This is a genomic window from Pseudomonas sp. SDT291_1_S447 (genome assembly GCF_054070155.1).
Window position 1 is genome coordinate 1 of record NZ_JBSVXS010000016.1, and the last position, 13413, is coordinate 13413.

At 58.3% G+C, this 13413-nt stretch carries 12 protein-coding genes; 5 read left to right on the forward strand and 7 right to left on the reverse strand.

What is annotated here, in order from left to right:
* Positions 1-378: 378 nt before the first annotated feature.
* Together lon and ACW9IR_RS08125 are read right to left on the reverse strand one after the other, a co-directional pair.
* On the reverse strand, positions 379-2796 hold the full coding sequence (gene lon / locus ACW9IR_RS08120; RefSeq protein ID WP_102900336.1) for an endopeptidase La: 2418 nt from the start codon (positions 2794-2796) through the stop codon (positions 379-381).
* Between the two features lie 797 nt (positions 2797-3593).
* Positions 3594-4046 (reverse strand): hypothetical protein, encoded by a 453-nt coding sequence (locus ACW9IR_RS08125; protein ID WP_095122458.1) that lies wholly within the window; start codon positions 4044-4046, stop codon positions 3594-3596.
* Between the two features lie 292 nt (positions 4047-4338).
* On the opposite strand from ACW9IR_RS08125, the gene ACW9IR_RS08130 reads away from it, so the two are divergent.
* Positions 4339-4737 (forward strand): hypothetical protein, encoded by a 399-nt coding sequence (locus tag ACW9IR_RS08130; RefSeq protein WP_110718905.1) that lies wholly within the window; start codon positions 4339-4341, stop codon positions 4735-4737.
* Between the two features lie 95 nt (positions 4738-4832).
* Here ACW9IR_RS08130 and ACW9IR_RS08135 read toward each other — a convergent pair whose 3' ends face one another.
* From ACW9IR_RS08135 to ACW9IR_RS08145, 3 genes are all read right to left on the reverse strand, one after another.
* Positions 4833-5198 (reverse strand): DUF6124 family protein, encoded by a 366-nt coding sequence (locus ACW9IR_RS08135; protein ID WP_150706985.1) that lies wholly within the window; start codon positions 5196-5198, stop codon positions 4833-4835.
* 529 nt (positions 5199-5727) lie between these two features.
* Positions 5728-8139, reverse strand: coding sequence for a glucose/quinate/shikimate family membrane-bound PQQ-dependent dehydrogenase (locus tag ACW9IR_RS08140; protein WP_457462627.1), 2412 nt, complete (start codon positions 8137-8139; stop codon positions 5728-5730).
* A gap of 217 nt (positions 8140-8356) precedes the next feature.
* Positions 8357-9718: a carbohydrate porin gene (locus tag ACW9IR_RS08145; RefSeq protein ID WP_110718903.1), complete on the reverse strand. Its 1362-nt coding sequence runs from the start codon at positions 9716-9718 to the stop codon at positions 8357-8359.
* Between the two features lie 300 nt (positions 9719-10018).
* Between ACW9IR_RS08145 and ACW9IR_RS08150 the strand changes: the two genes are divergently transcribed.
* Entirely contained in the window at positions 10019-10249 is a 231-nt protein-coding gene (locus ACW9IR_RS08150) for a VF530 family protein (protein ID WP_007916799.1), read from the forward strand.
* Between the two features lies 1 nt (position 10250).
* Positions 10251-10886, forward strand: coding sequence for a Pr6Pr family membrane protein (locus ACW9IR_RS08155; RefSeq protein WP_457462630.1), 636 nt, complete (start codon positions 10251-10253; stop codon positions 10884-10886).
* 91 nt (positions 10887-10977) lie between these two features.
* Here the strand turns inward: ACW9IR_RS08155 and ACW9IR_RS08160 are convergent, their stop codons facing one another.
* Positions 10978-11766, reverse strand: coding sequence for a siderophore-interacting protein (locus tag ACW9IR_RS08160; RefSeq protein WP_102900343.1), 789 nt, complete (start codon positions 11764-11766; stop codon positions 10978-10980).
* Entirely contained in the window at positions 11763-12338 is a 576-nt protein-coding gene (locus tag ACW9IR_RS08165) for a PadR family transcriptional regulator (RefSeq protein ID WP_095122444.1), read from the reverse strand. Before ACW9IR_RS08165 ends, ACW9IR_RS08160 begins: the two co-directional genes overlap by 4 nt.
* 112 nt (positions 12339-12450) lie before the next feature.
* On the opposite strand from ACW9IR_RS08165, the gene ACW9IR_RS08170 reads away from it, so the two are divergent.
* Entirely contained in the window at positions 12451-12780 is a 330-nt protein-coding gene (locus ACW9IR_RS08170) for a hypothetical protein (protein WP_102900345.1), read from the forward strand.
* Between the two features lie 57 nt (positions 12781-12837).
* Positions 12838-13329, forward strand: coding sequence for a CS1 type fimbrial major subunit (locus ACW9IR_RS08175; protein ID WP_457462633.1), 492 nt, complete (start codon positions 12838-12840; stop codon positions 13327-13329).
* Positions 13330-13413: the final 84 nt, after the last annotated feature.

Sequence of the window (13413 nt, forward strand, 5' to 3'; positions counted from 1 at the left end):
AAAGACCGAGTCGATTATGGATTCAGCGAAGTACTTTCAGGTCGGCGTAGCTCTGCAATATCCCTCGGTCGGCTCCCTCTCCCAGGGGAGAGGGGACTGACCGAAGTGTGTTGTGTCATACATCGACCTGAAAGACCGAGTCGATTATGGATTCAGCGAAGTACTTTCAGGTCGGCGTAGCTCTGAAATATCCCTTGGTCGGCTCGCTCTCCCAGGGGGAGAGGGGACTGACCGAGGTGTGTTGTGTCATACATCGACCTGAAAGACCGAGTCGATTATGGATTCAGCGAAGTACTTTCAGGTCGGCGTAGCTCTGCAATATCCCTCGGTCGGCTCCCTCTCCCTCAGGGAGAGGGCTGGGGTGAGGGGGGCTGCGTGTCAGAAGAGCACCTTCGCCACATCCGCAAACTTCTTCGCGAAATGAACAGTAATCCCTTCCTTCAGATAATCCGGCAACTCCTCAAAATTACCCCGATTCGGCTCCGGCAAAATCAGCTCGAAAATCTTCTGCCGACGCGCCGCAATCACCTTCTCGCGCACCCCGCCAATCGGCAGCACATGCCCGGTCAGCGTCAGTTCGCCGGTCATCGCCACGCCTTTTTTCGGCGCTTGATTGCGCGCGAGGGAGAGCAGGGCGCTGGCCATGGTCACGCCGGCGCTCGGGCCGTCTTTTGGTGTGGCGCCTTCCGGTACGTGCAGGTGGACGAAGGCTTCGTCGAAGAACTTAGCGTCACCGCCAAACTGTTTCAGGTGCGAGCTGACGTAGCTATAGGCGATCTCCGCCGACTCCTTCATCACATCGCCGAGTTGCCCGGTGAGTTTGAAGCCGCGGTTGAGCGTGTGAATCCGCGTCGCTTCGATCGGCAGAGTCGCGCCGCCCATGCTGGTCCAGGCCAGACCGGTGATAACGCCAGTACCGGACAGCACTTGTTCGTTGCGGAAAACCGGATGGCCGAGTGACGCTTCGAGGTCTTTCGGCCCGAGCTTGATCACCGCTTTCGGGTCATCAATCAGCTTCATCACCGCTTTGCGCACCAGTTTGCCCATTTGTTTCTCGAGCTGGCGCACCCCGGCTTCACGGGCGTAACCGTCGATCAAGGCTTTGAGCGCGGTGTCGCTGATGCTCAGACTGCCCTTGGACACGCCGGCCTTTTCCAGCAGTTTTGGCCACAGGTGACGCTTGGCGATGGCGACTTTTTCTTCGGTGATGTAGCCCGACAGGCGAATCACTTCCATGCGGTCCAGCAGTGGGCCGGGAATCGAATCGAGGGTGTTGGCGGTGCAAACGAACAGGACTTTCGACAGGTCCATGCGCAGGTCGAGGTAGTGGTCGAGGAATTCGACGTTCTGCTCCGGGTCGAGAGTTTCCAGCAGTGCCGAGGCCGGGTCGCCCTGGTAGCTCTGGCCCATCTTGTCGATCTCGTCGAGCATGATCACCGGGTTCATCACTTCGACGTCTTTCAACGCCTGCACCAGTTTGCCCGGCTGCGCACCGATGTAGGTGCGGCGATGGCCCTTGATCTCGGCTTCGTCGCGCATACCGCCGAGGCTGAAGCGGTAGAACGGCCGGCCGAGGGATTCGGCGATGGATTTGCCGACGCTGGTTTTACCCACACCCGGCGGGCCGACCAGCAGCACGATGGAGCCGCTGATTTCGCCTTTATAAGCACCGACGGCGAGGAATTCGAGGATGCGATCCTTGATGTCGTCGAGGCCGGCGTGGTGTTTGTCGAGGATTTTGCGCGCGTGCTTGAGGTCGAGTTTGTCCTCGCCGTACACGCCCCACGGTACCGACGTCGCCCAGTCGAGGTAATTACGGGTGACCGCGTATTCCGGCGAACCGGTTTCGAGGATCGACAGTTTGTTCATTTCCTCTTCGAGGCGCTTCTGCACCTGCGCCGGCAGGACTTTGCCCTCTAAACGCTGCTCGAACTGTTCGAGGTCGGCGCTACGGTCGTCCTTGGTCAGACCGAGTTCCTGCTGGATGACCTTGAGTTGTTCCTTGAGGAAGAATTCGCGCTGATGCTCGCCGATCTTGCGGTTAACTTCCGCCGAGATCTCTTTTTGCAGACGCGCGACTTCGACTTCCTTGCGCAGCATCGGCAGGACTTTTTCCATGCGCTTGAGCATCGGCACGCAGTCGAGCACTTCTTGCAGCTCGGGGCCGGTGGCCGAGGTCAGCGCGGCGGCGAAGTCGGTCAGCGGCGACGGGTCGTTGGGGCTGAAGCGGTTGAGGTAGTTTTTCAGTTCTTCGCTGTACAGCGGGTTGAGCGGTAGCAGTTCTTTGATCGCATTGATCAGCGCCATGCCGTAGGCCTTAACCTCGTCGGTCGGCTCGGTGGGCTGGTGCGGGTATTCGACCTCCACCAGATACGGTGGGCGGTGGTGTTTGAGCCAGGTTTTGATGCGTACGCGGCTCAAGCCTTGGGCGACGAATTGCAGTTTGCCGTTTTCACGGCTGGCGTGGTGGACTTTGACCAGGGTGCCGTACTGCGGCAGGGCGCCGGTGTCGAAGTGGCGCGGGTCTTCCTGGGGCGTGTCCATGAAGAACAGGGCCAGGGAGTGGTGTTCGGATTTGCTGACCAGTTCGAGGGTTTCGGCCCAGGGTTCTTCGTTGACGATGACCGGCAGGACTTGCGCCGGGAAGAACGGGCGGTTGTGGATCGGGATGATGTAGACCTTGTCCGGCAGGTTTTGGCCTGGCAGGGCGAGGCCTTTGCCGGAGGAGGTGTGTTCGATGTTTTCGGCTTCGGTGTAGTCGTCGGGGTTTTCCGGGAATTCTTGCTGGTCGCTCATGGGGCACCTGCGCAATGGGGTATGGGTCTTAGATGGGGCAGGGCTTGGGTGGTTTCAATGGGGGGGCGGTGTTTCTGCTTGTGTGTTCAGGGTTTTGACAGGGTTCACGCTTTGACTTGGCGGCCTTTGGGCCGACCATGTTGGGGGTGTTTGGTGTGTATATCCGTTGTTTAGGTAACGGCGGCTTAGGGTTTCGCCCTTACGGCGACTCACTTTTTTTCAAACGCCAAAAAAAGTAAGCAAAAAACGCTTGCTCCTACGTGCGGCCCGCTCGCTGGGGCTCGGGGTTCCTTCGCTGCGGGATCGATCCGGGCGCAGCGCCTACGGTTTGCTTCGCTGCACCTCCTCTCGCTGTGTTTGGCTGCGCCAAACGGTCGCTGCGCTCCCACGCCCGGATCAATCCCTCCACTCAGCCTTCCGACGTCGCCTTACAGATCAAAAGCCGCAGCCGAGCTAACGCTCATCCTGTTGAGTGGTGAGGGGCACAGCTTGGTCGGCTTTGGATTTGTGGTGGATTCGCCCCTCACCCCAGCCCTCTCCCCAAGGAGAGGGAGCCGATTTGTGGGCTTTTCAGAATTTAAGTTCGACTCGGTATCGCACGTTGGCGTACCTCTCCCAAACACCGCGATCAGTCCCCTCTCCCTCCGGGAGAGGGTTAGGGTGAGGGGCTTTTGATCTGATTCAGAGTCTGAGTTCGACTCGGTATTCATGTCGGCATGCGTCCTCCGTCAGTTCCCTCCATGTAACGGAAAGGTAGACGCCCTATTAACCCGATGACTGAAGTCCTGACCTGCTTGTTAGATAGGGTAAGTCAGCTCTTGGAGAAAAAAGTATCCGTTACCGGTGAGCTCACGCGTTTCATCACCGTGGACTGCCTTGGCGGAAATTTGCAAGTTGTCGAGGGAGTATAAGTACAGGCCGCTATTGAGTTGACTTACAGCAATGCCGGAAGAGGATGTCACTTCATAGTCATAAGGCTGAAGACCTCGTTCGGTCACGACATATTCAAAGTAGCCAGCGATTGAAGGATCCAGCAGCTTGCGAAGCGAGATGGTGAGTGATCGTCGGCTCGATGAACTGTGGTTATCTTCGAAAGAAAAATTGTAACCGCCGAGTTGGTTGAAAGACGTACTAAGGCTGGTCGTCAGGAAGCTGGTCAGCTTGACTGGCGTGTCGCCAATGGTGCCTTTGACATCGACGTTAAGAATACCGTTTACCCATACGGCTGGGGATGCGTTTGGATTGGTCATGGGGAGCTTCCTTTTATTGATTTGGTTGGAGAAGGAAGTCTGAGAGGAAAATTAAAAACGGTGACCTGTCATATCTGACAGGGTTTTATACTTGTTCGCGATGACGTCTCTTGATGCGGGTTATATAGGAGCCACGATGTTGATCAAATATCGGAGGCTTCGGCACTGAGGCTATAGCAGCTTCGCTGCATTATCTCTATTTGATCTAGATACCTGTCAGGTCTGACAGTTACGTATTTATCGATTTTCCGAGACGATCGTCCTTCAACTTCGAAATTCAATGGAACTGAGTATGACGATCGAGAAGGTTGTAACTTCCAGTACGACGGGCACGTTTACTGCCAGGATTCAGGGGCGCCCTGACTTCGCTCCGACCAGGGTTAATGTCTATTTCGATGGCGAGTATTATCACTGTTCGGGGTCAGAGGCGGGCCTGGATCCCGACGTTTTCAGAACTCTGTACTTTAATGTGAGGCGCAATCCATCAACCGAGCCAGCGACGTTCCATGAGATGTTGTATATCGCCCAATCAGGCCATGACCTGGAAAAAGCTACAGCCAAGGACGGTACGTTTACTATCGATTTTGATACGGCAGCTCAGCACTACAAGATGTCTTTCCATGTAGTGGTTAACGATCCGTACGCCGGCAGCATAGATATTCTCGGGCACTTTGATTTGCGTAACGAATGATGTAAATGCCTCTTCCGCTCTTTGGCGAGGAGGTCGTGCGCGTGTCGGGTTGTGCAACCTATGAACGAACCCACACGCGCACAGCGCATCATCCATCAGTTTTGCGTTGTTATCTCGACATTATCCAGCACGCGATTCACGGCCAGTTCGGCGAGCATGATGATCTGCTGAATGGCCAGAATCGTGCGCCGTTGCGGCAGGTCGATATAAGCGGCGATGTCGCTGGTCATCAGGCTGGCCTGTGCCAGTGATTCGCAGGCGTGGACCAGCAGGCTTTCGCTGTCCTGTTCGGGCGCGACCTGGAACATGGTGCTGGGTTTGTGGAAGCGCAGGGTTAAGGCGTTGGGTTTGAGGTAGTGGTCGAGGGCGCGTTCGGCGGCTTCGTGGAATTTCTTGGAATCGGGGGATTCGTAGGGCGAGGTGTCATTGGTTTCGGGGGGATTGGGTGTTGGCTTTTTCATGATGAATACTCAGTTGGTGAAAGTGGAGCTGCCTTCGATTGCCGCGACGCAATCTGAGGTGGCAGCTGTACGCGGGTTCGCGGACCGATAACTGAGAAATCGGCATACCTCCAAGGACGGTATCCCGCGCACAGCCGCCATGACACAAACAACGAGCACCGAGGTGCCGTCAGGTTGGCGATTATGCATCAGTTATCGGGCCGCGACGCCCCATCGCTGAATTTGCAGCGACCCCCAGAGCCTATCCAGCCGATTTCCGAGGCACAACCGACGCGACTTGTCGGAAAACTCCGCGCCACTTTCAACGTCTGTAGGACGAACACATTTCCCACAGATAAACACTTTTCAACCTGTGGGAGCGAGCCTGCTCGCGAAAGCGGTGTGTCAGGCACCGTAGATGTTGAATGTGCTGACGCCTTCGCGAGCAGGCTCGCTCCCACAGGGTCCTCAGGTGTATGCAGAAATGGCGTGCACAAAAAAGGCGATGCCCCTTGCGGGACATCGCCTTCATTTTTACCGCCGCTAAAACTTATTCCGGCAGTTTGTACGCAATCACATAGTCACCCATCTTGGTGCCCAGCGAGCCGTGACCGCCGACAACCAGCAGCACGTATTGCTTGCCGTCCTTGCCGGTGTAGGTCATCGGAGTCGCTTGACCACCCGCCGGCAGACGCGATTTCCACAGCTCTTTACCGCTGTTCACGTCGTACGCACGCAGGTACTGGTCGAGGGTGCCGCTGAGGAAGCCGACGCCGCCAGCCGTGACCATCGAGCCGCCCATGCTCGGCACGCCGAGGGTGAAGCCGATCGGGATTGGCGAGCTGTCGCGGCTGGTGCCGTTCTTGCGTTTCCACACGACTTTGCTGGTGGTCAGGTCGATACCGGCCACGTAGCCCCAGGCCGGGGCCTGGCACGGTACGCCGAGTGGCGACATGAACGGGTGCATGATCACGGCGTATGGCGCGCCAGTGTTTGGTTGCACGCCAGCGGTTTCGCTTTCGCGTTTGCTGCCGGCGGCGACTTGCTCGCGTGGCACCATTTTCGAAACGAAAGCCATGTAGTTCGGGCTGGTGAACAGCATCTGGCGAACCGGATCGACCGAAACGCCGCCCCAGTTGAACACGCCGACGTTACCCGGGTAGATCAGGCTGCCCTGTTCCGACGGCGGGGTGTACTGGCCTTCATAACGCAGTTCCTTGAACTGGATGCGGCACAGCATCTGGTCGAACGGGCTCGCGCCCCACATGGCTTTTTCGGTCAGTTCCGGGGCCAGCAGGTTGAGGTCCGAACGGGCCTGGGTCGGTGCGGTGTGGTCGCCTTTCACGGCGCCTTGCGGGACCGGGATTTCCTTGATCGGGATGATCGGCGTGCCGTCACGACGGTCGAGGACGTACAGGCTGCCCTGTTTGGTCGGAGCGATCAGCGCAGGTTTCACGCCGTCAGCGGTTTTCATGTCGAGCAGGGTTGGCTGGCTGCCAACGTCCATGTCCCACAGGTCGTGGTGAGTGAACTGGTAGTTCCAGCGCACTTTACCGGTGGCCAGGTCCAGGGCGACGACACCGGCGCTGAATTTCTCGGCGCCCGGGGTGCGGTCTGCGCCCCATTGGTCTGGGGTCTGGTTGCCCAGTGGCAGGTACACCATGCCGAGTTTTTCGTCGACGCTGGCCAGCGACCACATGTTCGCCGAGTTGCGGCTGTAGGTTTCGCCCGGTGCCAAAGGCTCGGTGGCGTCTGGCTTGTCGCTGTCCCAGTTCCACACGAGGTGGCCGTCGCGCACGTCGAAGGCGCGGATCACGCCCGATGGCTCGTTGGTCGATTCGTTGTCGGTCACGTGACCGCCCATGATCACCAGATCACGGGTAATCGCCGCCGGCGAGGTGGAGTAGTAGCCACCAGCGGTGAACGGGCCGATACCTTGGGTCAGGTCAACCACGCCTTTGTTGCCGAAGCCTTCGCAGATTTTGCCAGTGTCGGCGTTCAGTGCGATCAGACGGGCATCAGCGGTTGGCAGGTACAGACGACGCGGGCAAGCCTGCGCAACGGCTTTGCCAGCCTCGGAAATCACCGCCGAGGCAGCGTTTTCAGACTTGGCATAAGCGGCTTCGTCGTAGTACGACACGCCACGGCAAGTCATGTGGGCGAAGCCTTTGAAGCCGACCGGGCTCTTGATCTGTGGGTCGAAGCGCCACAGTTCTTTACCGGTGTCCGGATCCAGCGCGAGCACTTTGCTGTGCGCGGTGCAGGCGTAGATCATGCCGTTGGCTTTCAGCGGGGTGTTTTCGTTGGTCAACTCGACCGGGTCATCTGCGGTCGGCAGGTCGCCGGTCTGGATGCGCCAGGCTTCTTGCAGCTTGCCGACGTTGGCCGGGGTGATCTGCTTCAGCGGCGAGTAACGGTCACCGAACTCGGTGCGGCCATAGGCCTGCCAGTCGCCATCAGGCATGGCTGGCGCGGTGCTGGTGGTGTCCGCAGTGTCGCGGCCCAGTTCGCCGAAGGTTTCGCCCGGGTGGGTGAACAGGCTGGCCAGAGCGGTGACGCCGGCCAGCACCACAGCGACGGTCAGACCGCCAGTGCCCAGCGGCGCCGGGCCGTTAAGCAGCAGTGGACGGCGGAACCACGGCAGCAACATCACGAAGCCGAGGACAAACCACAGGGCCAGACGTGGCACCAGTTGCCACCAGTCCAGACCGACTTCCCACAGCGCCCAAACGGTGCTGGCAAACAGGACGATGGCGTACAGGCCCAGCGCCGCGCGACGGCGCATCAGCAGCAGAATGCCGCTCAGCGCAATGCCGATACCGGCCAGCAGGTAGTACAGCGAGCCGCCGAGCATGCTCAGCTTGACCCCTCCGGCCAACATGGCCAGGCCCATCAGTAGAAGCAGAATGCCGAGCAGGCTCGGTAGCAAACGGCCCCGACTCGAAGCACTTTCGGTGCTCATAGTGTGATTCTCCGTGACGTTTATGTAGTCCCGCGCTGTAGTCACTTTAGATGACGATTTGGCACAGGCATGGTTCAGATAAAAACTTGTCTAGCTAACGAATTTCATCTGTAGGAGTGAGCCTGCTCGCGATGGCGCTGTTTCAGTCACTGGAGATGTCGCCTGAAACACCGCTATCGCGAGCAGGCTCACTCCTACAATGGATTTACGTAAATCTTTAGAACGAAGACTGGATCTTGATACCGCCGATCAGGGCGTCGTCGACGTTGTTCACGCCACCGGGGTGGCGGATGTATTGCAGGTTCGGGCGCACGGTCAGCCAGTTGGTCACGTGCACGCCGTAATACAGCTCGGCGCTGTATTCAGTGTCTTGCGGCGGCAGGAACGACGGATCGTCATAGTCGTAGACCGCATTGGCACGGTTGCTCGCTTCGGCGTTTTTGCGGAAAGCCGGGTTGACGTGCACGCGGGCGAGGGCGAAACCGATGTCATCCTTGGCGCGGGCATCGAACGGGCCTTTATAAGTGATGCCGGCCTGCACGTAGTTGTCGATCGCGTTGGTTTTCTTGTCGTGCATCGTGCCGTTGGCGAACACGCTCAAGCCGCGACTGTTATCGCTGGCCATGCTGGTGATCTGCTGCTGGATGCCCAGCCATACGCCGTGTTTGCTCGACGCGCTGCGATAGGCTTCGCCGCTGAGGGCGGCCGGTTGGCCGTGGCTGTCTTTATAGACGTCGCTGGCCTTGGCGTTGCTGTAGTAGTAACCGGCGCGGTATTCGCCCGGCAGGCCGTTGAGCTTCGGCGTCCACACCAGTTCGATCGGCAGGATCGCGCCCTGGGTGCCGCTGCCGCTGAGTTTGAAACCGTTGCCGCGATCGAGGTTCGACGGGTTCTGCTCGTAGGCGCCGACCTGTGCATACAGCTCCGGGGTCAGGTGATATTTGACGCGCAGCGCCCATTGGCTGACCGGCCAGTTGTACCAGATGCCGCCGACCCAGTTGCCGACCTGCGAGCCGCAGAACGCGAGGTTCTGGAAGTCGCACGGGAAGCTGTTGAAGTCTTCGCCTTCGCCGAAACGGCCGACCTTGATGTCGAGTTTCTGATCGAAGAATTTCTGCTGGTACCACATCTGCGTCAGGCGCGTGGTCTGGCCACGGCCCCAGACTTCCTGGGCCGAGGTGAAGCCGCCAACGCGCGGATCGTTGATGCGGTCGTTGCTGATGTTGTTGCCGCTGCGCTTGGTGATGGTCAGTTGAAACTCGGCGTCGTCCCAGCCGAGGATCTTTTGCAGGTCGAGGTGTGTGCCCAGACCGAACTGATCGCTGTAACGCGCGGTGCGGTCGTGGTCGTAGCCGCCGTGCAGGTTACTGCCCATTTCGCCGGTGTAATCGAGCTTGAAGTCGTAGCCTTTTTCCGAGAGTTCGGTACGCGTGCCGTTCCAGTCACCGAGCATGTACGGTGATTCACTGTCGAACGCGGGCGCCGCTTGAACGCAAGTGGCGAGGCCGAGGGCGGTGCAGCCGCCAAGGGTGCGCAGGGTTGAGATAGCGCTGTCTCGGGAGAAGGAAAAATCGGGCATGGCTCAGTCTTTTTTTGGTGTTTTCGGGGTGCAATTCGAGCGCTTCAATATGTCGCAGGCAGTGAAGCGATTCAGCGGAAGGGCGGCAGGATAATGATCTGTTACAAAAAGACAAAGGCCTTTTGTGAACATGCAGCGTTTCGGATTCGGTAACAGTGTGGCAAACGGGCGCATTGTGGCCCGTGTTGTGGCCTGCGATCTTCTCAGGTTGGCCTACATTTGAAGGTAGGCCTTCCACCCGAACACCCCCTCGGCTAAGGTGCGCGGCTTCTGCATTTTCACTTCGCCCAAAGGCCTGGCATGAACGAACAAACCCCCGATCCGCTGCACGGTGTGACGCTTGAACAGATTCTCAATGCGCTGGTGAGCCATTACGAATGGTCGGGGCTGGCCGAGCGCATCGATATTCGTTGCTTCAAGAGTGATCCGAGCATCAAGTCGAGCCTGACGTTTCTGCGCAAAACCCCATGGGCACGGGAGAAGGTTGAGCGTCTGTACGTGAAGTTGATGCGCACCAAGCGACCGCTTTGAGATGGACGCCGGTTGTTGGCGTCGTCGCCTGATCACCTGCGCAGCCGTACTGGGTTGGGCGGGATTGGGCATTCAGCTTTATCTGATTTTTTTTGCGCGCTTGAGTGTCGGTGCCAGCCTGTTGGGCGGGCTGGTGAGCTTTTTCAGCTACTTCACGATTCTGACCAATACGCTGGTGGCGACGGTGTTGACCTGCGCGGTGACCGAGCGTGAGTCTGCTGTGCGCCGCTGGTTTTTGCAGCCATGGGTGAGTAGCGGGATTGCCGTGAGCATTGCTGTGGTCGGGCTTGCCTATAGCATTTTGCTGCGGCATTTGTGGCACCCGGAAGGCTGGCAATTTATCGCTGACGAGTTGCTGCACGACGTGATGCCGTTGCTGTTTCTGGGGTATTGGTGGTTGTGCGTAGCGAAAGGTACTTTGCGCTGGTGGCATCTGCCGGTGTGGCTGATTTATCCGCTGGTGTATTTCATCTACGCGCTGCTGCGCGGGCATTTGCTCGGCGCGTATGCGTATCCGTTCATTGATGTGGCGGTGTTGGGTTATCCACAGGTGCTGATCAATGCCGGGGGGATATTGCTGGGGTTTGTGGGGATTGGGTTGTTGGTCATCGGCCTCGACCGCTGGCGATCCCTGTAGGAGTGAGCCTGCTCGCGATCGCGGTGGATCAGTCAAAACTTCAGTTACTGACACTCCGCTATCGCGAGCAGGCTCACTCTTACAAGGGATATCAGTCCTCTTCGGAGGTGCCTTCGGCGCGCCAGTAGCCGACCGCTTTGATCAGTTGTTCATCCAGCCCGTGCTCATCGATCAGCACCCGGCGAATCTGCCGCGAGACTTTTGTTTCGGTCGCGACCCACGCATACAGATTGCCTTTAGGCACCTGCAATTGCTTCACCGTCGCCAGCAGGTTGTCTTTGCTGCCTTCGCGCAACACCCAGATCACATTGACCTGCGCCGGGCTTTCCAGCACTTGCTGCTCGGCGCCGTTTTCCACTTCGATCACCACCAGCGCCTTGCGATTGGCCGCCAGGCCTTCGAGGCGGCGGGCGATGGCGGGCAGGGCGGTTTCGTCGCCGATCAGCAAATAGCTGTCGAAAATATCCGGGACGATCATCGAACCGCGCGGGCCGCCGATATGCAGGAATTGCCCCGGTGCAGCTTGCTCGGCCCAGGTCGACGCAGGGCCGTCACCGTGCAGGACGAAATCGATGTCCAGTTCCAGCGCATCGAGGTCATAACGACGCGGGGTGTAGTCGCGCATTTCCGGCTTCGGTCCGTCGTCCTTGCCGGCGCCGAGCACCATGGTTTCCAGCGCTGCCACCTGTTCGGCGTTCTGCGGGAACAACAGTTTGACGTGATCGTCAGTGCCCAGGCTGATAAACCCGGCCAGCTCCGGCCCGCCGAGGGTGATGCGGCGCATGCGCGGCGTCAGGTCGACCACGCGCAGCACTTCAAGCTTGCGGCGTTTGATTTCGTGCATCACGCGGTGAATGGTTTGGGTATCGACTGCAGTCATTGGCTTTTCTCCGAAACAGGTTGAACGGCAGGGCCGTCGACGATGGCTTTGGCGGTGTCGTTGAGCAGGTCACGCACGCGCAGGATTTCTGCCGGGCTCCAGCGGCCGTGGTGCATTTGCAGGGCATGGCGCAGGTTGTGTACCGCCTCGTGGATTTCCGGCGGACGATCATGGCCGCGCAGCGAGCGTTTGCTGACGTCGATGCGCATGCGCACGCCGTCCAGCGCCACGGCTTGTTCGCTCAGGGACAGGCGCCCGGCATCGGTCACGCTGTAGCGTTTCTTGCCGCCCTCGGCGTCGCCGCTGATCATTTCGCTCTCTTCAAGAAAGGTCAGGGTCGGATAGATCACGCCGGGGCTGGGGCTGTACGCGCCGTCGAACATGCCTTCGATCTGGCGGATCAGGTCGTAGCCGTGGCACGGCTGCTCGGCAACAAGTGCCAGCAACAGCAATTTCAGATCACCGGGGGCAAACACCCGGGGGCCACGACCGCCGCGCTCGCGTCCGGGGCGTTTCTCAAAGCCGTCACGGCCGTCGCCGTGCTCACGGTGGGGGGAATGATGGTCTCTCATTTCGATCTTCTCTCGTCGTGTTTAGATACAACTTAAGATATATCTTAACGAGGGTGCAAGGCGTTTTTTCTCCGATCCTTGACCAGCAGACGAGCGGCGCTGTCTTGCGCGAATGCAACAGGTCTTTTTCGGTGAATGTCTGGCGAAGAATAACTTTGAAGTTAAAGTCATCACTCTATTTATTCGAGCAAGTATTCTAAAGTTTCAACTGATCCCTTGCCGTGCAAGGGCGCAAGTGCTGTATGGTTTTTTAACTTTATCTGTATGTAGGGCGGAACTTACAGTCACTGTTTTGAATATCGATTTTTTGTTCTTTTTTCTTGCGGGTCATAGGGTTGTTGAACTACGTGCTTATAGGAAGTTACTTGCTTACTTTCCAGAGGCAACAGTCGATGATGCCCCGGCATTGAAAGTACAAGTTGATTTGGCTCAACTCCCCTGACCGCTTCTTGAACTTTCAATGCACTCCTTCTCAATAAAGAAAACAAGGTACTGAACGATGTTCAAGAAAATCGCAATCGCTGCTCCTTTGGCACTTCTGGCGCTGGGCTCTTCGGGAGCGTTCGCCGCAGGTGAAGCCGCTCACTCGATCAGCATCGTCGCTCACGTGCCGACCAACGGCTTCTACGTGGTGCCGACCGATCCCGATCTGGTCAACAAGGATCAGGACATGAGCTACCAGCCGGCCACCGGCAGGATGGGCGAAGTCAACGGTTTCTTCGATGTGCGCAACAACAACGGTTCGGTCCATGCCAGCGTGGACAGTGCGCCAAAACTGATCTCGGGTGCCAACAGCATTGATCTCCAGGTCGCGATCAACAACAAAACCCTCACCACCACCCCTCAGGAAGTCGTAGGCGAGTCTGAGTCCGACGTTAACTTCCGCGCGCCACTGAAGATCAGCGCCATCGGTTCCAACTTTCAGCCGGGTGATTACACCGGTGTTGTAGCGCTGACCTTCGACGCCGTTCCACCGGTCGGTACGCCTTGATCGATTGATCCGGCAACAAACGCTGACGTTCTGTCAGCGTTCACCGCGGGGGCAGCACAGTCTGTCCCGGCGGACTTCCACCGT

What these genes read in the sequence shown, in the direction of transcription:
- ACW9IR_RS08175 (WP_457462633.1), top strand. Translation starts at nt 12,838, where the DNA reads ATGTTCAAGAAAATCGCAATCGCTGCTCCTTTGGCACTTCTGGCGCTG.
- ACW9IR_RS08155 (WP_457462630.1), top strand. Translation starts at nt 10,251, where the DNA reads ATGGACGCCGGTTGTTGGCGTCGTCGCCTGATCACCTGCGCAGCCGTA.
- ACW9IR_RS08135 (WP_150706985.1), bottom strand. Translation starts at nt 5,198, where the DNA reads ATGAAAAAGCCAACACCCAATCCCCCCGAAACCAATGACACCTCGCCC.
- ACW9IR_RS08145 (WP_110718903.1), bottom strand. Translation starts at nt 9,718, where the DNA reads ATGCCCGATTTTTCCTTCTCCCGAGACAGCGCTATCTCAACCCTGCGC.
- ACW9IR_RS08170 (WP_102900345.1), top strand. Translation starts at nt 12,451, where the DNA reads ATGCAACAGGTCTTTTTCGGTGAATGTCTGGCGAAGAATAACTTTGAA.
- ACW9IR_RS08165 (WP_095122444.1), bottom strand. Translation starts at nt 12,338, where the DNA reads ATGAGAGACCATCATTCCCCCCACCGTGAGCACGGCGACGGCCGTGAC.
- lon (WP_102900336.1), bottom strand. Translation starts at nt 2,796, where the DNA reads ATGAGCGACCAGCAAGAATTCCCGGAAAACCCCGACGACTACACCGAA.
- ACW9IR_RS08125 (WP_095122458.1), bottom strand. Translation starts at nt 4,046, where the DNA reads ATGACCAATCCAAACGCATCCCCAGCCGTATGGGTAAACGGTATTCTT.
- ACW9IR_RS08160 (WP_102900343.1), bottom strand. Translation starts at nt 11,766, where the DNA reads ATGACTGCAGTCGATACCCAAACCATTCACCGCGTGATGCACGAAATC.
- ACW9IR_RS08150 (WP_007916799.1), top strand. Translation starts at nt 10,019, where the DNA reads ATGAACGAACAAACCCCCGATCCGCTGCACGGTGTGACGCTTGAACAG.
- ACW9IR_RS08140 (WP_457462627.1), bottom strand. Translation starts at nt 8,139, where the DNA reads ATGAGCACCGAAAGTGCTTCGAGTCGGGGCCGTTTGCTACCGAGCCTG.
- ACW9IR_RS08130 (WP_110718905.1), top strand. Translation starts at nt 4,339, where the DNA reads ATGACGATCGAGAAGGTTGTAACTTCCAGTACGACGGGCACGTTTACT.